Genomic DNA, 20,758 nt, shown 5'->3' with positions numbered 1-20,758 from the left:
CGCCGTGACCTCGATGGGCTGGGGCACTACGGCCGCGGGCGGTAGTGCAGGTAGACCACGCCGTCGTCGTAGGCCTCGCCGGCGGCGAGCGATCCGTCTATCCCTCGTCGGTGACGCAGATCACGGTGGCGACGGCGGACGATACCGACGGGTAAGTTGACGTTAAATGAGTCGATTCACCGTCAGCCGAGCCGATCGAGGTGTCCGAGGTGGATGCGAGCCGTGACCCGAGCCCCACGGTCGACGAGCTGCCGCTCCTGGGCGAGGTGTTCGCGATCGAGCTGGCGAACTCCCACTACCGCGGCGATCACGACGATCTGGACTTCCTGGCCGACGCCGACGCCGTCGCGACCTGGTTCGCACACGCACCCGCCGCGGCCGGCGTCACCGTGCCGCGGCCCCTCCCCACCGACGCGGTGGCGGCGCTGCGCCGGGTGCGCGACGCCACCCGCCTGCTCCTGGGCCAGGCCGCCGACGATCGCCGGTCACCCGCTGCGGCCGGGGCCGCCGAGGTGCTCCACAGCGCGTCGCGGCGCGCAGCCGGGCATCTCGCCCTCGACGTCGGCCACGACGGTGCCCCGGCCTGGCACCTGCATCACGACGGCAGCGACACCGACGTCCTCGTCGCCGCCACGGCGAGCCGCTGCATCCTCTTCCTCGGCGGAGACGACGTGGGCCGGGTGCGTCGCTGCGCTCGCGCCGGCTGCCCGATGTTCTTCGTCCAGCGACACCGCGCCCGCCGCTTCTGCCACGACTCGTGCGCGCACACCACCCGCCAGGCGCGGTACTACCGCTCGATGGTCCGGCCCCGGCGGGCCAGGCCCGCTGACCCGGCCTCCGGCCCCTGAGACCCGCTGACCAGAGGAGCGAACCCGATGTCCTTCGTCACGCGCGCCGACCTCGCCGCCGACCTGCGCAGGCTCGGCCTGCGACCCGGTGACTCCGTGCTCGCCCACGGCGCGCTCAGCAAGGTCGGCCGGCTGCTCAACGGTCCTGACGCGGTGGTCGGTGCGCTGCTCGACGCCGTGTCCCCGGGCGGCACCGTGCTGGCCTACACCGACTGGGACGCGCGGTACGACGAACTCCTCGACGCCGACGGGCGGGTACCGTCGCGCTGGCGCCCGCACGTCCCGCCGTTCGACCCGGCGACGTCCCGCGCGTCCCGTGACAACGGCGCCCTGCCCGAGTTCCTGCGGACCTGGCCGCAGGCCCGGCGCAGCGGCTCGCCGGGCGCGTCGGTCGCGGCCGTCGGCGAGCGCGCCGGCTGGTTCACCACCGACCACCCGGTCGACTACGGCTACGGTCCCGGCTCGCCGCTCGCGAAGCTGGTGGAGGCCGGAGGCAAGGTCGTGATGATCGGCGCTCCCTGGGACACCATGACGCTGCTGCACCACGCCGAGCACCTCGCCGACGTGCCGGACAAGACCGTGATCCGCTACGAGGTCCCGTTCGCCGCCGAGGGTGGTGTCCGATGGCGGATGGTCGAGGAGTTCGACACCGCCGGGCCCGTCGTCGCCTCGCTGCATGACGACTACTTCGCCGACGTCGTCGCGGCCTTCCTCGATGCCGGCCACGGAACACGCGGCACCATCGGCGCCGCGGACAGCATGCTCGTGGACGCGCCGGCGATGTGCGCCTTCGCCGTGCGCTGGCTGGAGCTGCGGTTGGCGAGGGTCCTTGACCGGGCCTAGTCAGTTCACCTAGTCAGTTCACCTAGCGCCAGGAGCGCTGGCGTCTCACCTAGCGCCAGGAGCGCAGCGTCGCGATGCGCTCCTCGAGCTGCTCGATGCTCGCCATCGCCGTCGGCGGGCCGCCGCAGAGCGAGCGCAGCTCGCTGTGGACCACGCCGTGGGGCTTCTTCGTGCGGTGGTGGTGCAGCGCGACGAGGGTGTTCAGCTCCTTGCGCAGAGCCCCCAGACGCTCGCGCACCGACATCTGCGCCCGCTCCGAGGCCGGAGCGGGGGTCGGCGCCACCGGTGCCGCCGCCTGCGCCTTGCGCTGCGAGCGCGTGAGCCACTCCTTCTGGCGCTGATTGAGCAGCGTGCGCACCTGCTCGGGCTCCAGCAGGCCCGGCAGGCCCAGGTAGTCCTCCTCGTCGGCCGAGAACGACGTGCCCTCGTAGATCAGCTGGTCCAGCTCGGCCTGCGCCCCGAGCGCCGTGAACGGCTTCTCGTCCTCACCGGGCTCGTCCTCCTGGCGCTGGGCCTGGGCGAGCAGCTCGTCGTCCCACTTCTCCTCGGCGCGGTGCGGCTTGCCGAGCACGTGGTCACGCTGGGCCTCCAGCTCGCTCGCCAGGCCCAGCAGCACCGGGACGCTCGGCACGAACACCGAGGCCGTCTCCCCCGGCCGCCGCGACCGGACGAACCGGCCGATCGCCTGTGCGAAGAACAAGGGAGTCGAGGCGCTGGTCGCGTACACGCCGACCGCGAGCCGCGGCACGTCCACACCCTCCGACACCATCCGCACGGCGACCATCCAGCGGTCGTCGGACTCGGAGAACCGCGCGATGCGCGCGGACGCACCCTGCTCGTCGGACAGGACGATGACCGGCGGTGTGCCGGTGACCTCGGTGAGGATCGCCGCGTACGCGCGGGCGGTGGTCTGGTCGGTGGCGATGACGAGCCCGCCCGCGTCGGGCATCCCGCCGACGCGGTGGGCGGTGAGCCGCCGGTCGGCCGCCGACAGCACCGCGGGGATCCACTCGCCACTCGGGTCGAGCGCCGTGCGCCATGCGCGCCCCGTCTGCTCCGCCGTCATCGGCTCCCCGAGCCGCGCGGTGATCTCCTCCCCCGCGCTGGTGCGCCAGCTCGACAGGCCCGAGTACGCGAGGAACACCACCGGCCGGACCACGCCGTCGGCGAGTGCCTCCGCGTAGCCGTAGGAGTGGTCGGCGCGGCTGCGCAGGGCGCCCTCGGCGTCGGGAACGTAGTCGACGAACGGGATCGGGTTGTCGTCGCTGCGGAACGGGGTGCCCGTCAGGGTCAACCGCCGGGCGGCCCCGTCGAACGCCTCCTTGACCCCGTCGCCCCACGAGCGTGCGTCGCCCGCGTGGTGCACCTCGTCGAGGATCACCAGCGTGCGGCGGTTGTCGGTGCGGGCCCGGTGCAGCAGCGGGTGGGAGGCCACGCCCGCGTAGGTGACCGCGATGCCGGTGTAGTCCGACGACGTGCCGCCCGCGGAGTTGCGGAACTCCGGGTCGATCGCGATGCCGGCCTGCGCCCCGGCCTGCGACCACTGGTACTTGAGGTGCTCGGTGGGCGTCACCACCGTGATGGCCTCGATCACTCGGTCGGCCAGCAGCTCGGCGGCCACCCGCAGCGCGAAGGCGGTCTTGCCCGCGCCAGGCGTGGCGACCGCGAGGAAGTCGCGGGGCGTCGCGGCGAGGTACCGGGCAAGTGCGCTGCGCTGCCAGGCCCGCAGCGGGCGCGAGGACGGAGCGATCTGCTGGGCCTGGGACACACCACTCCCTGACGTCTCGACTGCGCTCTGACCGGCCCGGCACGGGCGACCCGCTGCATCGCGGCCCGATGCCCCGGGAGCTCTCGCTCCGGGCGTCGCGGTGGGGCCGCGGTCCCTCAGGGGCGTCGATCAGGGTAACCGGCGTGACGGACCTCGGCGCCGGGACCCGCCGGGCGTGCCGATCGGAGCGGGCCGGCGGGCAGCGCAACGCCCGAACGAGCGAACGGGGACTTGCCTCCCGGCCCGTGGGCCGCCCATGCTTCGGCAGGCGGGCCCGCCGGCACGGAGAGGGATCCAGCAGATGAACGACGAGCACCCCGCGCCGCGGCACGCGGGGCGGGAGGCGGCTGAGGCGGCTGAGGCGGCACGGAACGGGACGAGCGCCGGGGCCACCGGGATGCCCCTCCGCGGGCCGAGATCACGTGTACCGGCCGCGCCAGGGCTGCGGCTCGCGGCGGCCCTGGCCGGGAGGCCGTTCACGGTGGCCCGGCGAGGGACCGGGCTGGCCGCTGAGCTGACCCGCATCGGGCTCGGCCGCTCCGCGCTCGCCCCGCCGCCCGACGACCCCCGCTACGCCGACCCCGCGTGGCAGGCGAACCCACTGCTGCGCCGCGCCGTGCAGGTGCACCTCGCCGCGAGCGCCGCCGCGCAGGCCCTCGTCGGCGACGCGCGGCTCGACAGCGACGACGACGAGCGCATGCGCACGGCGATCAGGGTCGTCGCCGCCGCGCTCGCCCCGAGCAACACCCCGCTGAACCCGGCGGCATGGCGGGCCGCGGCCGACACCGGCGGCAGGCTCATGACGGACCTCGCCGACCTGGCCTCCCCGCTGCGGCCGCCCGCGACCGCCGGGCCCGGCCCGTTCGAGGTCGGCACGGACGTGGCCGCCACCCCGGGCGCGGTGGTGCTGCGCACGCCGGTGTTCGAGCTGCTGCAGTACCTGCCACAGACCGAGTCGGTCCGCGATGTGCCCCTGATCGTCGTCCCGCCGCTGCGGGGCCGGTACTACCTCGCCGACCTCGCGCCCGGCCGCAGCATCGTCGAGCACCACGTGCGCGGCGGGCAGCAGGTGTTCGCGATCTCGTGGCGCAACCCCGCCGCCGGGCACTCCGACTGGGACGTCGACACGTACGGCCAGGCCGTCCTCGATGCGATGGACGCGGCCGAGCACGTCGCCCGCACGCCGCGGACGTCGCTGATGGCGTTCGGCTCCGGCGGGACGATCACGGCGATGCTGCTCGGGCACCTCGCGGCGATCGGGGCGCAGCAGCGGGTTGCCACCGTGACGCTCGCCGCCACCGTGCTCGACCGGGAGAATTCCGCGAGCGACCCGCTGGGGTGGCCGGGCCGCGAGGCGGCGGTCGCGCACGGGGCACCCCACATGCTGTTCTGGACCGTCGACCGGACCCGGATGCCCGCGGGCCTGCACCGCCGCCTCTCGGATGTCCTGCGCAACGGGGCGCTGGCCGTGCCGGGGGCGTCGAGCCTGCTGGGGACGCCGCTCGACCTCGCGAAGGTCGATCGCGACTGCTACGTCGTCGCCGGGGTCGGCGACCGGGCCGCCGTGTGGACCGACGTCCATCGCAGCGCGCGCCTGCTCGACGGCGCCTGCAGGTTCCTGCTGGCCGACGGCGGGCAGCTCGGGTCGCTCGTGAGCCCGCCGGGCGAGCCGGGCGCGAGCTTCCGCGCCGCGACGCCGGGCACGATCGCCGCGCCGGCCGGCGCGCCGCCGGACCGCTGGATCGCGCTGCCCGGCACCGAGCAGGGGTCCTGGTGGGACGACCACCTCAGGTGGCTCACGGCGCGCACGGGACCGGACCACGACGCGCCGCCGGAGCTGGGCGGGCGGGGCATGCACGCGCTCGCGCCCGCGCCCGGCGAGTACGTGCTGGAGGTCTGAGCACCCCGTGCGTCAGGCTGCGGCCGGAGGTGGCTTGGCCACCGCGAGCCGGTAGGACGAGTAGCGGGTGCTGCGCATCGTGGTGAGCTCCTCCAGATCGACACCCGCGTCGGTGAACGCCCCGCGGAACTCGTCCTCGTACGTCACCCGGCCGAACTGGATCGTGGTGATGTGCTTGGCCAGCGGCTTGGCCCACTCCAGCAGCGCGGAGCGCCGGTGGTGAAAGGTCTGCGTGCTGAACACCCGCCCACCGGGCGCCAGCAGCCCGGCGACGTGCTTGATCGCCCCCACCGGGTCCGGGAGCAGCATGAGGCTCGCGGAGAAGTAGGCGGCGTCGTAGGGGCCGCCGTCGTGGTCGTACACCGACCCCAGCTGGGGCCGGACGTGCCCGGTGAGTCCGGCGCCGGCCATGCCGACGCGGCAGCGGGCGAGGTAGTCGGGGTCGATGTCGAGCCCGACGACATCGAGCCGCTTCGCACGCACCAGGTCGGCGCAGCAGACGAGGGCGGCGCCGGTGCCGATGCCGACGTCGAGCAGGCGAGCGCCGTCAGGCAGCCGCTGCAGCACCTGCCGGTACCACTCGGCCGTCATCCCCGACACCAGCCGGTCGTAGAGCCAGCCGCGCAGTCGACTGCGCAGCGGCACCGGTCCGCCCTCCTCCGGGCCGCTCGACCCCGCGTCGGTGTTCAAGCGCGGGAGCCGGTCAGTCGTCCCCGCCGCCGGGGGGCAGCGACTCGAAGATCTTCTTGCACTCGGGGCACACGGGCGAGCCGGGCTTCGGGGAGCGCGTGACCGGGAAGGTCTCGCCGCAGAGCGCCACCACCATGTTTCCCAGGACCGCGCTCTCCGCGATCTTGTTCTTCTTGACGTAATGGAACATCTTGGGCGTGTCGTCGCCCGTGGTGTCGGTGCCCTCTGGGCGGGTTTCGACATCGGGCAGCACCTGCGTGGCCATGTCGTCCATGATGCCCCACGTGTCCCATCCCGTCTCGCAGTCCGGCCGATTGTGGCTGTCCCCGGAGGTCGCCGACGCCGTCGCGGCCGGCCGTCCCGTCGTCGCACTGGAGAGCACCCTCCTCGCGCACGGTCTCCCCGCACCGCAGAACCGCGCCGCGGCCGACGAGCTGGAGTCCGCCGTGCGCGCGCACGGCGCCGTGCCCGCGACCGTCGCCGTCCTCGACGGGATGCCCCGGGTCGGCCTGTCGGCGAGCGAGCTGGACCGGGTGTGCGGCGGCGACCTCGCCAAGCTGTCGGTGCGTGACCTCGGCCCGGCCGTCGGCCTCGGACGGGACGGCGCCACGACCGTCGCCGCGACGGCCACGCTGGCGCAGGCGGCGGGCGTGTCGGTCTTCGCCACGGGCGGGCTCGGCGGCGTGCACCGCGGGGCGGCCGAGACCTGGGACGTCTCCGCCGACCTCGCCGCGCTGGCCGGCACGGCCGTGCTGGTGGTCTGCTCGGGCGTGAAGTCGATCCTCGACGTGCCCGCGACGCTCGAGATGCTGGAGACCGAGTCCGTCCCGGTGCTGGGCTACCGAACCGACGCCTTCCCCGGCTTCTACCGGCGCGACTCGGGCCACCCGGTGCCGTGGCGGGTGGACTCCCCCGCCGAGGCGGCGGCCGTGTGGCGCGCGCACCGGGTGCTCGGCCGCGGGGCCGGGGCCGTGCTCGCCCAGCCGGTGCCGGTGGCCGACGAGCTGGACGCCGGTCTGCACGACCGGCTGCTCGCCGAGGGCCTGGCCATGCTCGCCGAGCGCGGCGTGACCGGCAAGGACGTGACGCCCGCGCTGCTGGAGCACTTCCACGCGGGCAGCGGCGGCGCGAGCCTGCGCACCAACCTCGCCCTGGTGCACGCGAACGCGGAGCTGGCGGCGCAGGTGGCGGTCGAGCTGGCCGCGGTGCCCGTTCCGTGACCGGGCGTCCCCGGGTCGTGGTGGTCGGGGACGTCGCCGTGGACGTGCTCGTCGAGCCGGCCGCGCCGGCCGTGCTCGGGGCAGACGTCCCGGCGCGGATCCGGACCAGCCCCGGCGGGGCCGGGGCGAACACGGCGGCCTGGCTCGCCCACCTCGGCGCCGACGTGGTGCTGGTCGCGCGCGTCGGCGACGACGACGCCGGACGCGCGGCGGCCGCTCACCTGGCCGCTTTCGGTGTGCGCCCGGCGCTGGCCGTGGACGACGGGTGTCCGACGTGCACGGTGGTCGTCCTGCTGGGGGGCGGCGAGCGCACGATGCTCTCCGACCGCGGCGCGGCCGCCCGGCTCGCCCCCGCCGACCTGCCCCCGCTCGACGGCGCCGACCACCTCCACGTGTCGGGCTACGTGCTGCTCGACGCGTCGTCGCGGCCGGCGGGGCTCGCCGCGCTGGCCGCCGCCAGGGCGGCCGGGCTCACGACGTCGGTGGACCCGCAGGCGGCACCGGCCCTCGGCCCGGAGTTCGCCAGGTGGGTGGGCGGGGTCGACCTGTTGCTGCCCAACGCGGACGAGCTGGCCGCGCTCGGCGGACCGGCCGCCGTGCGGGACGTCGTGGGCGCGGTCGCGGTGACCGACGGACCGCGGGGCGCGCGATGGCTCGACCGGGCCGGGGAGTGGGTCGCGGCGGCGCCGGAAGCGCACGTCGTCGACCCGACCGGCGCGGGCGACGCCTTCGACGCGGGGCTGCTCGTGGCGTGGCTCGGCGGCGCGGGGCGGGAGGCGGCGCTGCGCGCAGGATGCGCAGCGGGCGCAGCCGCCGTCGCCGGGCTCGGCGCCCGGCCGCGGCGCTAGGAGGGTCCTGAACGACTCCGCCCGTAGCGAGCGGCGTCCAGGTGGGTGCATCGCAAGGCGGACGGTCGGGCCGATACCGCTGTTGTATCGGTCCGATCGTCCAACGCCGCGAGGTGCCCGCCTGGGCGTCGCGCAGTAGGGCCGAGTCGTTCAGGGCGCTCCTAAGCGCTACGTCGTCTACTCGGAGTCGATCACGGGGTGGTTGCGCTGCTCCAGCTCTCGGCGCTCGCGCTCGTAACGGCTGACGGTCTCGGACTTCCTCGGGAGCCGGTCGTTCGCGATGAGCACAGCGACCCACGGAAGCGGGATCGAGAGGACGAGTAGACCCACCGCCAGCCACGGGATCTGGTAGCAGGCGGCCGCGGCGAGCATGAGCGGGATGCGCATCCCCATCATGATCTTGTAACGCCGCTTGCGGACCGCCAGCTCCTCCTCGTAGGACCGGGCGGCATCGGTGATCAGCACCGGTTCGGCGCCGCGTTGCGCGTCTTCCACACCGGACTCCCTCGCTGGCGCCGGACGGGCGCCGGACCGGCGGTCTGGGCAAGCCGCTCGACCGCCGCCGCCCATCGTGCCACTCGCCCGAGGGGCCCGCGCGCTCACCCGGGTGACGATTCCGTGTCCTGGGGAGACGGCCTATAGAGGAGCGCCCTGACCCTCCTAGTCGGCGGCGGCTACCGGGTCTCGGTGGGCGGCCGACCGGGCGTGCGCGTGCAGCACGACGTCGCCGCCGACGGCACGCTCGGAGATCACGTCGAGGAGACGGGTGGTGAGCTCGCCGGTGACGCGGTAGCGCACCAGCCTGCCCTCGCGGTGAGCGCTGACCATCCCGTGGGCCTTCAGCAGGCGCAGCGCGTGAGACACCGCGCTGTCGCTCATCCCGACGGAGAACGCGAGGTCGGAGACGCACAGGTCACCGGCGTGGTGGAGCGCCATCAGGATGCTCAGCCGGTGGACGTCGCCGAGCGCGTCGAGGACGGAGGCGGACCGGCGCAACTGCTCGCCGTCGGCGAGCACGGCCGCGGCGTCACACACCTGATCCGGATCGACGACTCGCCCGTCACGACGCGCAGTTGGCACCCGGTGCACCTAGTAGATGCTAGCGCCCCGTCCAGAAAGGTTCGCACAGAACTCGGCGGCCCAGGCGCCCGTCGGCCGCGTTGCCGCACGGCCCGAGTACGCCCGGTACGAGGACCGCGCGGCGCCTTGCCGACGAACGCCTGCATCCACCGATTTCCGCACCAACCTTCCTGGACGGGGCACTGGGCCATCGGGGATGTCAGCCCCCGGTCTTGGTCGCGGCTTCCTTCGCCGCCGCCTTCTTCGCCTGCTTGTAGTCGCGCACCTGGACGAGCGACGCGGCGTCCACGACGTCGGCCACCGAGCGGTGCACACCCTCCTCGCCGTACCCGCCCGCGGCCTCCCGCCACCCGGGCGGGGTGACACCGCGCTGCTTCCCGAGCAGGGCCGTGAAGATCTGCGCCTTCTGCGTGCCGAAGCCCGGAAGCGCCGCGATGCGGCGGAACAGCTCGCGGCCGTCCGGCACGTCCCGCCAGATCAGCGTGACGTCGGCGTCGTACTGCTCGACGATCGCGGTGGCGAGCGCCTGCACCCGCCCCGCCATCGAGCCCGGGTAGCGATGAACGGCGGGCGGGCCACGGAAGATCTGTACCAGCGCGTCGGGGTCGCAGTCGGCGAGCTCGCGGGCGTCCAGCTCGGTGACACCGAGCCGCTGCGCGAGCAGGGCGGGCCCGGCGAAGGCCCGCTCCATCGGGAACTGCTGGTCCAGCAGCATCCCGACCAGCAGGGCGAGCGGGTCGCGGTCGAGCAGCGCGTCGGCGTCGACGTCCTGGGCGAGACAGATGGCCACAGGTGGAGGGTAGGGGCCGCTCCGAAGTTCAGGAAAGCCACATCGCAGTCCCCTCCGGACCTGACTGTGGCTTTCCTGAACCTGGGAGCGAGGATTCCTCTGTGCTTCCGCAACTCTCCCCGGCCACCGCCGACGCCCTGCGCACCGCCCTGCGGCGGGCGCGCTACAGCACCGACGGCGTGCGGGCCCTGCTCGGGCAGGGAGCGCACCTGGCGCTCGGCCGCGGCGAGGTCGAGCCCGCCTACCGCGCGAGTCGCGCGAACGCGGGTGCCGACGGCGGCGAGCTGGGTGTGCTGGTGCGCCTGCTGCTGCTCGGCTCGACCGAGCCGGACGCCGCGGTCACCGCCGCTCTCGCCCCGCTCGCCCCCGCCGACGCAGCGGCCGCCGGGCTGCTCACGGCGTCCGGCGACGGCTGGCGCGCGGCGCTGGACCTGCGCCCCTACGGCGACGATTCCGACGGCGAGTCCGATGACGACCGCGGAGCCGAGTGGTGGGTGCTCTCCGATCTCGACGCCCGCCGCCAGCAGCGCGACCACGTCACGGGAGTGGGTGCCGCATCCCTGACCCTGGCCGCGGCCACCGTGCGCCGGCAGGTCGGGTCGCTGCTCGACCTCGGCACCGGCTGCGGCGTACAGGCCCTGCACGCCGTCCGCCACGCCGCCGCGGTCACCGCCACCGACGTGGCCCCGCGGGCGCTGGCGATGGCGCGGGCGACGTTCGCGCTGAACGAGCTGGACGTCGAGCTGCTGGACGGGCCGTGGCTGGAGCCGGTGGCCGGGCGGCGGTTCGACCAGATCGTGTCCAACCCGCCGTTCGTGCCGGGCCCGGCGCGGGTCGACTACGTCTACCGCGACTCGGGCCAGGACGGCGACGCCGCGCTCGCCGCGCTGCTGCGGACGCTCCCTGAGCACCTGGAGCCGGGCGGGGTGGCGCAGCTTTTGGGTTCGTGGCTGCACGTCCGTGGCGAGGACTGGCCGGAGCGGGTGCGCTCCTGGCTGCCGCCGGGCGTCGACGCGTGGATCGTGCAGCGCGAGGTGGCCGATCCTGCCCTGCACGTCGGCACCTGGCAGCGCGACGCGGGCCTCGACCTGACCTCGACGGCCGCGCGCGAGCAGGCGGGCGCGTGGCTGGACTGGATGGAGCGCGAGCGCGTGGAGGCGATCGGCTTCGGGTTCCTGAACCTGCGCCGGACCGACGGCGCCCCGACCGTCGTGTTCGAGGACCTCCCCGGCGACGTCGACGACCCACTGGGCCCCGAGGTCGCCGGCTGGCTGGACCGGGTCGACTGGCTGCGCGCCCACGCCCGTGACGAGGCCCTACTCGCGGCGCCGCTCGCGGTGGCGCCCGGCGTGGTGCTGGAGACCTACGCCGAGCCCGGCGTCGAGGGGTGGACGGAGGTCGGCGCCGCGGTGGCCCGGCTCGACGGGCCGCGCTGGCGCCACGAGGTCGACGGGCCGGCGGCCGCGCTGCTCGCCGGGTGCCAGGGCGCGCTCGCGCTGGGTGAGCTGGTGGAGCTGCTGGCCGTGGCGCACGACCGGCCCACCGACGAGCTGGTGGCTGCGGCGCTGCCCGCGGTGCGGGAGTTCGTGCGCCACGGGGTGCTCGTCCCGGCGGGGCCCCAGGCGTGAGAGCGGTGGCGGCCCGGGTCGCCCACGCGGCCGTGCGGGTCGACGGCGAAGTGGTCGGTGAGATCGACGGGCCCGGCCTGCTGGTCCTGCTCGGTGTGCACCGCGACGACGGGCCCGACGCCGTGCCCGTGATGGCCCGCAAGCTGCACGAGCTGCGGATCCTGCCGGGCGAGCGGTCGTGCGCCGATCTGGGCGCGCCGCTGCTGGTGGTCAGCCAGTTCACGCTCTACGGCGACACGCGCAAGGGCAGGCGCCCGTCCTGGTCGTCCGCCGCACCCCCGGAACAGGCCGAGCCGCTGGTGGACGCCGTGGTCGCGGCGCTGCGGGAGCGCGGCGCGCCCGTGGCGACTGGGGTGTTCGGCGCGCAGATGGCCGTGGAGTCGGTGAACGACGGCCCGTTCACGCTGCTGGTGGAGGTCTGAGCGCGGGCCGCGCGCGGCCGCCTCCATGTACTGCAAGGTGACATCGCTGACGTTGAACGTCTGCGGTGTCACCCTGCTGACGTTCGGGGGGCTTCTACGAAACTGCGGTACACCCCGAGCAGCGCGGTGCGCTGCTCGGGCGTCAGGCGGGGGTCCCTTCGGATCGCCTCCTCCGTGTTGTTCGGCGCTCCGTTGTCCGCAGCGCTCTGCGCGGGCTCCTCCCCCGTCGCCCAGCCGGCCTGGCGCAGCACCTGGTCGGTGGACAGCTGCAGCGCCTCGGCGATGGCGTGGAGCACCTTGAGCGACGGCTGGTGCAGGCCGCGTTCCACTTGGCTCAGGTAGGCGTTCGAGACGCTCGTCATCGCGGCCATCTCGCGCAGCGAGAGCCTCGCGAGCTGGCGCTGTGCCCGGATGAAGTCGCCGAGGGCGTTCGTCCAGCCCGCGGCGCTGCCGGGTCGTGAATCGTCGTCGACCGTCGGATCGTCGGTGCTCCGGGCGGCGCTCATGCCTTCATCATCCCCGGTGACGCAGCCGATGCATCAGGGCTCCAGTAGGTAACGGCCCGGCGCGGGTTCGAGGGCCGGGTGGGCGGCGCTGCCCGTCGGCGGCGGCGGGACGAGTTCACCGGCGCGCGCGGCCAGCCATTCCGCCCAGTCCGGCCACCAGCTGCCCGGCCGTTCGACGGCTGCGGCCAGCCACGTCGCGGGGTCGGCGGCGAGCGGCGCGTCCGTCCAGTACCGGCGCCGGGCGGCGGCGGGGTCGCCCGGCGGGTTCACGACACCGGCGACGTGCCCGGCCGTCGAGAGGACGAACCGGACGTCCCCGCCCAGCAACCGGGCGCCGGCGTGCGCGGACGTCCACGGGGCGATGTGGTCGGCCACGGCCCCGACGACGTACGCGTCCTGCCGCACGGTCCCGAGGTCGAGCCGTTGCCCCGCCAGCTCCAACTTCCCCTCGGCGAGCCGGTTCTCGAGGTAACACGTGCGCAGGTACTCGATGTGCATGGCCGCGGGCATGCGGGTGGCGTCGGCGTTCCACGTGAGCAGGTCGGATGCCGGCGGGTCCTCGCCGAGCAGCCACCCACGCAGGGCGTAGCCCCACAGCAGGTCGCGGGGGCGCAGCAGGTCGAAGACCGCCTTCATGCCTGCGGCGGGGAAGTAGCCGATCGGGGCGAGCGAGCGTTCCAGCCGGTCGACCGCCTCATCGTCGATGAACGCGCCGAGCGGCCCTGGGTCGGTGAAGTCGAGGAGCGTGTTCAGCAGCGTGAGCGACCGGATGCGGCGCTCCCCCCGTGCCGCCAGCCACGCGGCGCCCGCGGCGGCGAGCGTGCCGCCGACGCAGAGGGCGGCGACGTTCACCTCGGCGGCGCCGGTGACGTCGGTGGCGACGTCGAGGGCGGCGAGGAGCCCGTCCTCCAGGTAGTCGCTCAGCGTGAGGTCGCGCAGCGCGGCGTCGGGGTTGCGGTAGCTGATCGCGAACACGGTGTGCCCGTGCGCGACGGCCCACTCGACGAGGCTGCGGCCCGGGGCCAGGTCGAGCACGTAGTACTTGTTGACCCACGGTGGCGAGACCAGCAGCGGCACGGCGTGCACGCCGGCGGTCCGCGGCGCGTACTGGATCACCTCGACCAGCCGGTTGCGGAACACGACCGCGCCAGGGGTGAGCGCGAGGTCCCGGCCGGGCACGAGGGCACCTACCGGCGTCTGCAGGGGCGCGCCACCCGCGGCAAGGTCGCGCAGGGCGCTACGGGCGCCGCGAAGGAGGCTGCGCCCACCGGTGTCGAGCGCCCTACGAAGGACGGCCGGGTTGGACCACGGCCAGTTCTCGGGTGCGGAGGCCGCGACGGCTTGCTCGGCCAGGAAGGCGAGCTTGCGCCGCGTGGGCGCACCCAGCTCCGGGTCGGTGGCGACGGCGGCGACGAGGTCACGCAGGTTGCGGGCGAACAGCTCGTGCTCGGCACGCAGCAGCGCATACCAGGGGCTCGCCGTACCAAGCGACGCCACGGCGGCGAGCCCCGACCCGGTCGCAAAATCTGCGGCTGCCCGGACCGCCGGGAGCGGGTGTAAGGCGAGCGATCGAGCGGCCTCGCCGAGGGCCGTGGCGAAGGCCACGGCCCCGATCGTGACGCCCCGCTCGGACGCTGCTTGCCTGGTCACGGGGCCGTCCGCTGAGGGTGAGCTGAGAATGTACGAGTGCGCAGCCGCATTTCGGGAACGTAATGACGGACAGGGGCGTTCAACCCCATGAGAGCCCCGGCGGCAGCTGCTGAACGCCCCGCCCGGGTCGCGCAAGGGGAGGACCTATGACAGCCACAACGGCGACCCGGCCCACGTCCAAGGCCGGACCCACGACCACGCGAGAGCCCGCCATCCCGGGCCAGCGTACCGACTCCGACCGCGTTGAGACCAGCTTCGTTGAACGCGAGGTCTCCGCGGAGGATCTCGACGCCCAGTCGCCCGCGGCCGACCTGGTCCGGGTGTACTTGAACGGCATCGGTAAGACCGCGCTCCTCACCGCGGCGCAGGAGGTCGAGCTGGCCAAGCGCATCGAGGCCGGCGTCTTCGCACAGCACGTGCTCGACGAGGCGGCGTCCGACGGCAGCGATCTCGCCGACGACTACGCCCGCGACCTGCGGGCGATCGTCCGCGACGGCCGGCGCGCCCGCAACCACCTGCTCGAGGCCAACCTGCGGCTGGTGGTGTCGCTGGCCAAGCGCTACACCGGCCGCGGCATGCCGCTCCTGGACCTCATCCAGGAAGGCAACCTGGGCCTGATCCGCGCGGTCGAGAAGTTCGACTACACCAAGGGATTCAAGTTCTCGACCTACGCCACGTGGTGGATCCGCCAGGCGATCACGCGCGGCATGGCCGACCAAGCCCGCACGATCCGCCTGCCCGTTCACCTGGTGGAGCAGGTCAACAAGCTGGCGCGCATCAAGCGCGACCTGCACCAGAAGCTGGGCCGCGACGCCACCCACGAGGAGCTGGCCGCCGAGTCGGGCATCGAAGAGGAGAAGATCGCCGACCTGCTCGACCACGCGCGTGACCCGGTGAGCCTGGACATGCCGGTGGGCTCCGAGGAGGAGGCCCCGCTGGGCGACTTCATCGAGGACGGCGAGGCCACCGACGCCGAGACCACGGTGATCTCGCACCTGCTGCACGACGACCTCCGCCGGGTGCTGGCCACGCTGGAGGACCGCGAGCAGGCGGTGATCCGCATGCGCTACGGCCTCGACGACGGCCAGCCCCGCACGCTCGACCAGATCGGCCGTCGCTTCGGGCTCTCCCGGGAGCGCGTTCGGCAGATCGAGCGCGAGGTCATGGCGAAGCTGCGCATCGGCGAGCGGGCCGACCGGCTCCGCGCCTACGCGAGCTGACCGAAAAGCACGCACCGAGAAGGTCAACAGACCGGCGCCATCCGCCCCTGAGCCGGATGGCGCCGGTCGCGTGCTGCCGCGTCCCGGGGTCACCCCAACGTGAACGGGTCGCGGGTGCCACCCGAGAGCTCCACCCACACCGACTTGTTCTCCAGGTACTCGTCGAGGGCCGCGGCGCCGTTCTCTCGCCCTAGCCCGCTGGCGCCGAACCCGCCGAACGGCACGCTCGGGGCCACCACGCGGTAGGCGTTGATCCACACCGTGCCTGCCTTGACGCGCGCGGCCACCCGGTGCGCCCGGTGCACGTCCTTCGTCCACACCGCGCCCGCCAGCCCGTACGCGGTGTCGTTGGCGAGCTTTACGGCCTCGTCCTCGTCGGTGAAGGTGAGCGCCGCGAGCACCGGCCCGAACACCTCCTCGCGCACCACGGTCGAGTCCGGCGTCACGCCGGTCAGCACGGTCGGGCGGACGAAGTACCCGCCGAGCCCCTCCTCCGCCGCGCCCCCGTACGCCACGGTGGCGCCCTCCTTCCGGGCGGCGTCGAGGTAGCCGCGCACCTTCTCGTACTGCGGCCCGTTGGACGTGGACGCGGGCGAGTGCTCCGACGGCTTGACCACCACCGTGCAACCGGCGGCGAGCGCGGGGGCGAGCTTCCAGGTCAGGAGCAGCAGCGGCGAGTTCCACGGGGTGATCGCCGCGACCACGCCGACGGGCTCACGGCGGGTGTAGACGAGGTAGTCCGGGTTGGGCGCCGGGATCTGGCGGCCCTCGATCTTGTCGGCGAGGCCCGCGTAGTAGTGGTACCAGGAGCCGAGGCCCTTGAGCTGGCCGATCATCTCCCGGTAGAGCTTGCCGGAGTCGTTGACCTCCAGCCGGGCCAGCCGCTCGGCGTGCTCGCCGATGAGGTCGGCGAACCGGCGCATCAACGCCGCCCTGGCGAACCCGGTGAGCCCGCCCCACTCCCCTTCGAGCGCGGCGCGCGCGGCGGCGACGGCGGCGTCGACGTCCTCGGGGCCGCCGTCGGGCACCACCGCCCACGGCCGCCCCGTGTAGGGGTTTTAGGAGGGTCCTACGACTCGAAGGTCCTGCCCGCCAGGGCATCGACGGGCTTGCCGCCGATCGTCATGCGGAAGTGCTCGAGCGCGGTTGCCATGATCGTCCTCATCGACGGCGGGGCTTCCTTCCCCCGACCGACGAGCCGGACGATCGCCGGTCTACTCGCTCACCGGTCAGGGTCGCCCGCGGCTCGCACTGCTGCGGGTCCGTCGGCGGTCAGCGCACGCTCGGCGCGGTCAGCGGCCGCTGCGGCGTCCACGTCGCGGACGGTCTGCTTCGTGCCCGGCACCGCGGCGGGCGCGACGCTCAGCTCCCGCACGCCGAGCCCGACCAGCAGCTCCGCCGCCAGCGGGTCGGCCGCCGCCTCCCCGCACACCGCGACCAGCGGCCCGTCGCCCGCCGCGCGGCACACGGCGTCGACCAGCCGGAGCACGCCGGGGTCGAGCGGGTCGGCGAGGCCCGCGACGGCGGGGTTGCCACGTTCGGCGGCCAGCGCGTACTGGGTGAGGTCGTTGGTGCCGATGCTGAAGAAGTCGACGTGCGGCACGAACGCCGCGGCCTTGAGCGCGGCGGCCGGCACCTCGACCATGATCCCCACCTGCAGGCCCTCCGGGGTCCCCCGGCCGACGCGCTCGATCGCGGCGTCGAGCGCTTGGCGGGCGGCGTGCAGCTCCTCGACGGCGGAGACCATCGGGAACATCACGCTCACCGGCACGTCGTGGGCGACGCGCACCATCGCGGTCAGCTGGTCGGCGAGCAGCCCGGGGTGCGCGGCGGCGAGCCGGATGCCGCGCAGTCCCAGGAACGGGTTGGCCTCCCCCGCGACCGGCAGGTAGGGCAGGGGCTTGTCGCCGCCCACGTCGAGCGTGCGCAGCGTGATCCGCTTCCCGCCCATCGCCTCGGCGACGGCGCGGTAGGCCGCCTCCTGCTCGTCGACGTCCGGGGCGGCGGGACGGTCGAGGAACAGGAACTCCGTGCGCACCAGGCCCACCAGGTCGGCACCAGCGGCAGCGGCCGCCGCGGCGTCGGCGGGCGAGCCGGCGTTGGCCCCGACGAGGACGGCGACGCCGTCACGGGTGACGGCCGGGGCGGTGGCGTGGCTGCGGGCCTCCCGGTCGCGCTCGGCCTGCTCGGCGGCCCGGTCCCGGAAGGCGGCGGCGACGCCGGGCTCCGGGTCGAGGACCACCTCGCCGGTGGCGCCGTCGAGGGCGACAGGGGTGCCGTCGGGGACCTCGAGCACGTCGCGCCCGGCTCCCACCACGGCGGGCACACCGCGGGCGCGCAGCAGGATCGCCGCGTGCGCCGTGGGGCTGCCACCGGCGAGCACGACGCCGAGCACGCGCGCGGGGTCGAGGGCCGCGGCCTGGGCGGGGGTGAGGTCGGCGGCGACGAGCACGCCGTCGGCGACCACCGCGGCGTCGGGGGCGCCGACGAGCGCCCTGAGGACCTGGTCGCCGACCGCCCGCACGTCCGCGGCGCGAGCGGCGAGGTAGGCGTCGCCGACGCCCGCCAGGTCGGCCGCGGCGCGCTCGCTCGCGTCGGCCCACGCCCGGGCCGCGGACGCACCGGCGGCGATCCCCGCACGGGTGGCCGCGAGCAGGTCGGGGTCGTCGAGCATCAGCAGGTGCGCGTCGAACACCCCGGCCTCGGCCGGCCCCACCTCGCGGGCCGTGGCGTCCCTGGCCATCGTGATCTCGCGTCCGGCGGCGGCGAGCGCCCGGTCCAGGTCGGCGCGTTCGGTCTCCGGGTCGGCGGCCGGGTCGTCCGGGACGGTGACGGCCGCGGCCGCGGCCGTCCGCTTCGGGCCGAGCGCCACCCCGGGAGACGCGGGGAACGGTCCACCCGAGGGGAGCGGCGCCGCCGCCTCGGTCGGTGCCTCCTCGTCGAATCCGCGGCCGGCGAGATCGAGCACGGCGTCCAGCGCGGCGCGGGCGTCGTCGCCGGAGGCGCTGACCTCCACCTGGTGCCCCTGGAGCGCGGCGAGGGCGGCGACGCGTGTGAGACTCGCCGCGGGGGCCCAGCCCGACCCCGTGGTCGTGTTGCGGATGCGAACCTCCCCCGGGAGCCCCCTGACCAGCGCCGCGAGCTTCGCGGCCGGGCGGGCGTGCAGGCCGTGCGGGAGGGTGACGGTGAAGCCGTCGACAACCTCCCCGGCGCCGGGGGCGGCCGATGCCGGGACGGCGGGCGCGGGCGTGCCCAGCTGCTCCTGCTTCGCGGTGAGCGCGGCGGCCGCCTCCGCGGCCACCTCCTCGCGGCCGGCCCCGCCGCCCGCCGTCACCGCCGCGACGACCAGTCCCTCCACGAGCGGCGCCGGGCACAGCAGCACCCGGTCCCGCGCGTCCGGATCGTCGAGCAGGTCGAGCGCCAGCTCCGCGGAGAGCACGGCGCTGCCCAGGTCCATGAGCACGACGGCACCGTCCCCGGTGTCGGCGACACCGACCGCGGTGGCAATGGCCGTCGCGTCGGTGCCGAAGCCCCCGTCCAGGCCGGCGGCCACCTCGATCCGCAGGTCGGCAGGCGCCATCTCCCGGGCGAGTGCCACGGCGGCGTCGGCGAGCGCCCGGGAGTGCGAGACGACGACGATCCCGACGGTCACGCCGACCCCGTCGCAGTCACCGTCATGCCAGCGTCTCCGCGGCTGCCTCGATCAGCAGGGCCGCGGACGTCGCCCCGGGGTCCTGGTGGCCCACGCTGCGTTCGCCCAGGTAGCTCGCGCGTCCCTTGCGGGCCTGCAGCGGGGTGGTGGCGTCGCGGCCCGCCGCGGCGGCGTCGGCGGCCGCCCGGAGCGCCCCGTTCGCGTCCTCCCCGCCGAGCGCGGCGTCCAGCGCGTCGACGGCGGGGGCGAGCGCGTCGTACATGGTCTTGTCGCCCGCCTCGGCCTTGCCGCGGGCCACCACACCGTCCACCCCGGCCCGCAGCGCCGCGGCGAACGCGGCCTGGTCCAGCGGCTCGGCGTCGCCCGCCGCTGTGGCCATCCGCAGGAAGAAGGTGCCGTAGAGCGGGCCGCTGGCGCCGCCGACCGTGCCCACGAGGGTCATCCCCACCTGCTTGAGCAGCGCGGCGGGGTTCGCGGGCGGTGACTCGGCGAGCTTCGCGACCACGGCCTTCATGCCGCGGACCATGTTCGCGCCGTGATCGGCGTCGCCGATCGCGGAGTCGAGCCGGGTGAGCTGCTCCTCGTTGTCGGCGATGGCCGCGGCGAACGCACGAATCCAGCGGTCGAGCGCGGCCGTGTCGATCGCGACCGGCTCGTCGGCCATCAAGCCCTCCACCGCAGGCCGGGGGTCTTGACCGGCGCGTCCCACAGCCGGAGCAGTTCGTCGTCGACCTTGAGCAGGGTGACCGAGCAGCCGGCCATCTCCAGGCTCGTGATGTAGGGCCCCACCAGCGAGCGAGCGACGCTCACCCCGGCCTTGGCGAGGATCGTCGCGACCTCGTTGTAGACGACGTACAGCTCGATCAGGGGCGTGCCGCCCATGCCGTTGACGAACGCGATCACTCCGTCGTCGCCGGTGAAGTCGAGGTCGGCGAGGATCGGCTCCATGATCATCTCGGCGACCTCACGCGCGGGTGCCGCGGGCACCCGGCGCCTGCCGGGCTCGCCGTGGATGCCGATGCCGATCTCGATCTCGTCCTCGCCCAGGTCGAACGTCGGCCGCCCGGCGGCAGGCACCGTGCAGGACGTGAGCGCCATGCCCATGCTGCGCGCCCCGTCGTTCACCCGGCGGGCGACGTCGGCCACCCCGGCGAGGTCGCGGCCCTCGTCGGCGGCGGCGCCCGCGATCTTCTCCACCAGCACCGTGCCCCCGACGCCGCGGCGGCCCGCGGTGTAGAGGCTGTCCTGCACCGCGACGTCGTCGTTCGTGACGACCGCGACCACCTCCACACCGGTCTCGGCGGCGGCCATCTCGGCGGCCATCTCGAAGTTCATGACGTCGCCGGTGTAGTTCTTCACGATGTGCAGCACCCCGACGCCGCCGTCGACGCCGCGGGTGGCGGCCATCATCTGGTCGGGCACCGGAGAGGTGAACACCTCCCCCGCGCATGCGGCGTCGAGCATCCCCGGCCCGACGAACCCGCCGTGCAACGGCTCGTGCCCGGAGCCGCCGCCGGACACCAGCCCGACCTTGCCCTGCACCGGGGCGTCCGCGCGGTAGACGATCCGTTGCTCGTGGTCGACCCGCAGCAGGTCAGGGTGGGCCGCGGCCATGCCCTTCAGGGCCTCGGCCACGACGTCTGCGGGATCGTTGATCAGCTTCTTCATGCCGGCGACCTCTCGAACGATCTTC

The 20,758-nt window shown here is 74.7% G+C and carries 20 protein-coding genes; 8 read left to right on the top strand and 12 right to left on the bottom strand.

Translation table 11 applies throughout. The annotated features are described in order from the left end of the window. Nucleotides 1-209 precede the first annotated feature (209 nt). Nucleotides 210-848 carry an ABATE domain-containing protein gene (locus ABD143_RS23190; RefSeq protein WP_343982160.1) on the top strand — a complete coding sequence of 213 codons (639 nt, stop codon included), beginning with the start codon at nt 210-212 and terminating at the stop codon, nt 846-848. Between the two features lie 27 nt (nt 849-875). Continuing rightward, complete coding sequence (gene aac(3) / locus ABD143_RS23185) at nt 876-1,691, top strand: aminoglycoside 3-N-acetyltransferase (protein ID WP_343982157.1); 816 nt, start codon at nt 876-878, stop codon at nt 1,689-1,691. 49 nt (nt 1,692-1,740) lie between these two features. On the opposite strand, the gene ABD143_RS23180 is transcribed toward aac(3), so the two are convergent. Next, a complete protein-coding gene (locus tag ABD143_RS23180) occupies nt 1,741-3,459 on the bottom strand; it encodes a DEAD/DEAH box helicase (protein ID WP_343982154.1) in 1,719 nt (572 codons plus the stop codon). Between the two features lie 301 nt (nt 3,460-3,760). Between ABD143_RS23180 and ABD143_RS23175 the strand changes: the two genes are divergently transcribed. Continuing rightward, nucleotides 3,761-5,359, top strand: a complete 1,599-nt coding sequence (locus ABD143_RS23175; protein ID WP_343982151.1) for a PHA/PHB synthase family protein — start codon at nt 3,761-3,763, stop codon at nt 5,357-5,359. A gap of 12 nt (nt 5,360-5,371) precedes the next feature. Here the strand turns inward: ABD143_RS23175 and ABD143_RS23170 are convergent, their stop codons facing one another. Both ABD143_RS23170 and ABD143_RS23165 read right to left on the bottom strand, forming a co-directional pair. Beyond that, on the bottom strand, nt 5,372-6,049 hold the full coding sequence (locus tag ABD143_RS23170; protein ID WP_343982148.1) for a class I SAM-dependent methyltransferase: 678 nt from the start codon (nt 6,047-6,049) through the stop codon (nt 5,372-5,374). A gap of 13 nt (nt 6,050-6,062) precedes the next feature. Continuing rightward, a complete protein-coding gene (locus ABD143_RS23165; protein WP_343982145.1) occupies nt 6,063-6,314 on the bottom strand; it encodes a DUF3039 domain-containing protein in 252 nt (83 codons plus the stop codon). 10 nt (nt 6,315-6,324) lie between these two features. Here ABD143_RS23165 and ABD143_RS23160 point away from each other — a divergent pair, with 10 nt between their 5' ends. Together ABD143_RS23160 and ABD143_RS23155 are read left to right on the top strand one after the other, a co-directional pair. Beyond that, a complete protein-coding gene (locus ABD143_RS23160; protein ID WP_343982836.1) occupies nt 6,325-7,269 on the top strand; it encodes a pseudouridine-5'-phosphate glycosidase in 945 nt (314 codons plus the stop codon). Beyond that, the gene (locus ABD143_RS23155) at nt 7,266-8,117 is read left to right on the top strand and encodes a carbohydrate kinase family protein (RefSeq protein WP_343982142.1); all 852 of its coding nucleotides are present in this window, start codon (nt 7,266-7,268) and stop codon (nt 8,115-8,117) included. The genes ABD143_RS23160 and ABD143_RS23155 overlap by 4 nt, the downstream gene beginning before the upstream one ends. 177 nt (nt 8,118-8,294) lie before the next feature. Here ABD143_RS23155 and ABD143_RS23150 read toward each other — a convergent pair whose 3' ends face one another. The 3 genes from ABD143_RS23150 to ABD143_RS23140 all read right to left on the bottom strand — a co-directional run bounded on the left by ABD143_RS23150 (nt 8,295) and on the right by ABD143_RS23140 (nt 9,987). Beyond that, nucleotides 8,295-8,612 (bottom strand): DUF3099 domain-containing protein, encoded by a 318-nt coding sequence (locus tag ABD143_RS23150; protein WP_343982140.1) that lies wholly within the window; start codon nt 8,610-8,612, stop codon nt 8,295-8,297. A 165-nt stretch (nt 8,613-8,777) separates the two neighbouring features. After that, nucleotides 8,778-9,197, bottom strand: a complete 420-nt coding sequence (locus ABD143_RS23145; protein WP_343982138.1) for an ArsR/SmtB family transcription factor — start codon at nt 9,195-9,197, stop codon at nt 8,778-8,780. A 199-nt stretch (nt 9,198-9,396) separates the two neighbouring features. Beyond that, complete coding sequence (locus tag ABD143_RS23140; protein WP_343982135.1) at nt 9,397-9,987, bottom strand: HhH-GPD-type base excision DNA repair protein; 591 nt, start codon at nt 9,985-9,987, stop codon at nt 9,397-9,399. A 101-nt stretch (nt 9,988-10,088) separates the two neighbouring features. Between ABD143_RS23140 and ABD143_RS23135 the strand changes: the two genes are divergently transcribed. After that, on the top strand, nt 10,089-11,615 hold the full coding sequence (locus tag ABD143_RS23135) for a DUF7782 domain-containing protein (protein ID WP_343982131.1): 1,527 nt from the start codon (nt 10,089-10,091) through the stop codon (nt 11,613-11,615). Continuing rightward, nucleotides 11,612-12,037 carry a D-aminoacyl-tRNA deacylase gene (dtd, locus tag ABD143_RS23130; RefSeq protein ID WP_343982127.1) on the top strand — a complete coding sequence of 142 codons (426 nt, stop codon included), beginning with the start codon at nt 11,612-11,614 and terminating at the stop codon, nt 12,035-12,037. Before ABD143_RS23135 ends, dtd begins: the two co-directional genes overlap by 4 nt. A 68-nt stretch (nt 12,038-12,105) precedes the next feature. Here the strand turns inward: dtd and ABD143_RS23125 are convergent, their stop codons facing one another. Together ABD143_RS23125 and ABD143_RS23120 are read right to left on the bottom strand one after the other, a co-directional pair. Beyond that, complete coding sequence (locus ABD143_RS23125) at nt 12,106-12,543, bottom strand: helix-turn-helix domain-containing protein (protein ID WP_343982125.1); 438 nt, start codon at nt 12,541-12,543, stop codon at nt 12,106-12,108. Nucleotides 12,544-12,576: 33 nt separating this feature from the next. Then, nucleotides 12,577-14,193, bottom strand: coding sequence for a PHA/PHB synthase family protein (locus ABD143_RS23120; RefSeq protein ID WP_343982122.1), 1,617 nt, complete (start codon nt 14,191-14,193; stop codon nt 12,577-12,579). Between the two features lie 146 nt (nt 14,194-14,339). Here ABD143_RS23120 and ABD143_RS23115 point away from each other — a divergent pair, with 146 nt between their 5' ends. Then, nucleotides 14,340-15,413 carry a sigma-70 family RNA polymerase sigma factor gene (locus ABD143_RS23115; protein WP_343982120.1) on the top strand — a complete coding sequence of 358 codons (1,074 nt, stop codon included), beginning with the start codon at nt 14,340-14,342 and terminating at the stop codon, nt 15,411-15,413. 89 nt (nt 15,414-15,502) lie between these two features. Here the strand turns inward: ABD143_RS23115 and ABD143_RS23110 are convergent, their stop codons facing one another. The 4 genes from ABD143_RS23110 to dhaK all read right to left on the bottom strand — a co-directional run bounded on the left by ABD143_RS23110 (nt 15,503) and on the right by dhaK (nt 20,733). Then, nucleotides 15,503-16,441, bottom strand: coding sequence for an aldehyde dehydrogenase family protein (locus ABD143_RS23110; RefSeq protein WP_379659707.1), 939 nt, complete (start codon nt 16,439-16,441; stop codon nt 15,503-15,505). 194 nt (nt 16,442-16,635) lie between these two features. Continuing rightward, nucleotides 16,636-19,065 carry a phosphoenolpyruvate--protein phosphotransferase gene (gene ptsP, locus ABD143_RS23105; RefSeq protein ID WP_343982117.1) on the bottom strand — a complete coding sequence of 810 codons (2,430 nt, stop codon included), beginning with the start codon at nt 19,063-19,065 and terminating at the stop codon, nt 16,636-16,638. 22 nt (nt 19,066-19,087) lie between these two features. Further along, a complete protein-coding gene (gene dhaL, locus ABD143_RS23100) occupies nt 19,088-19,729 on the bottom strand; it encodes a dihydroxyacetone kinase subunit DhaL (protein ID WP_343982115.1) in 642 nt (213 codons plus the stop codon). Then, the gene (dhaK, locus tag ABD143_RS23095) at nt 19,729-20,733 is read right to left on the bottom strand and encodes a dihydroxyacetone kinase subunit DhaK (protein WP_343982113.1); all 1,005 of its coding nucleotides are present in this window, start codon (nt 20,731-20,733) and stop codon (nt 19,729-19,731) included. The genes dhaL and dhaK overlap by 1 nt, the downstream gene beginning before the upstream one ends. Nucleotides 20,734-20,758 lie beyond the last annotated feature (25 nt).

It is taken from the genome of Pseudonocardia aurantiaca, assembly GCF_039526725.1.
Classification (GTDB): Bacteria; Actinomycetota; Actinomycetes; order Mycobacteriales; family Pseudonocardiaceae; genus Pseudonocardia; species Pseudonocardia aurantiaca.
Note: the sequence above shows the minus strand (reverse complement) of the source record. Positions and strands in the feature narration are given on the sequence as shown.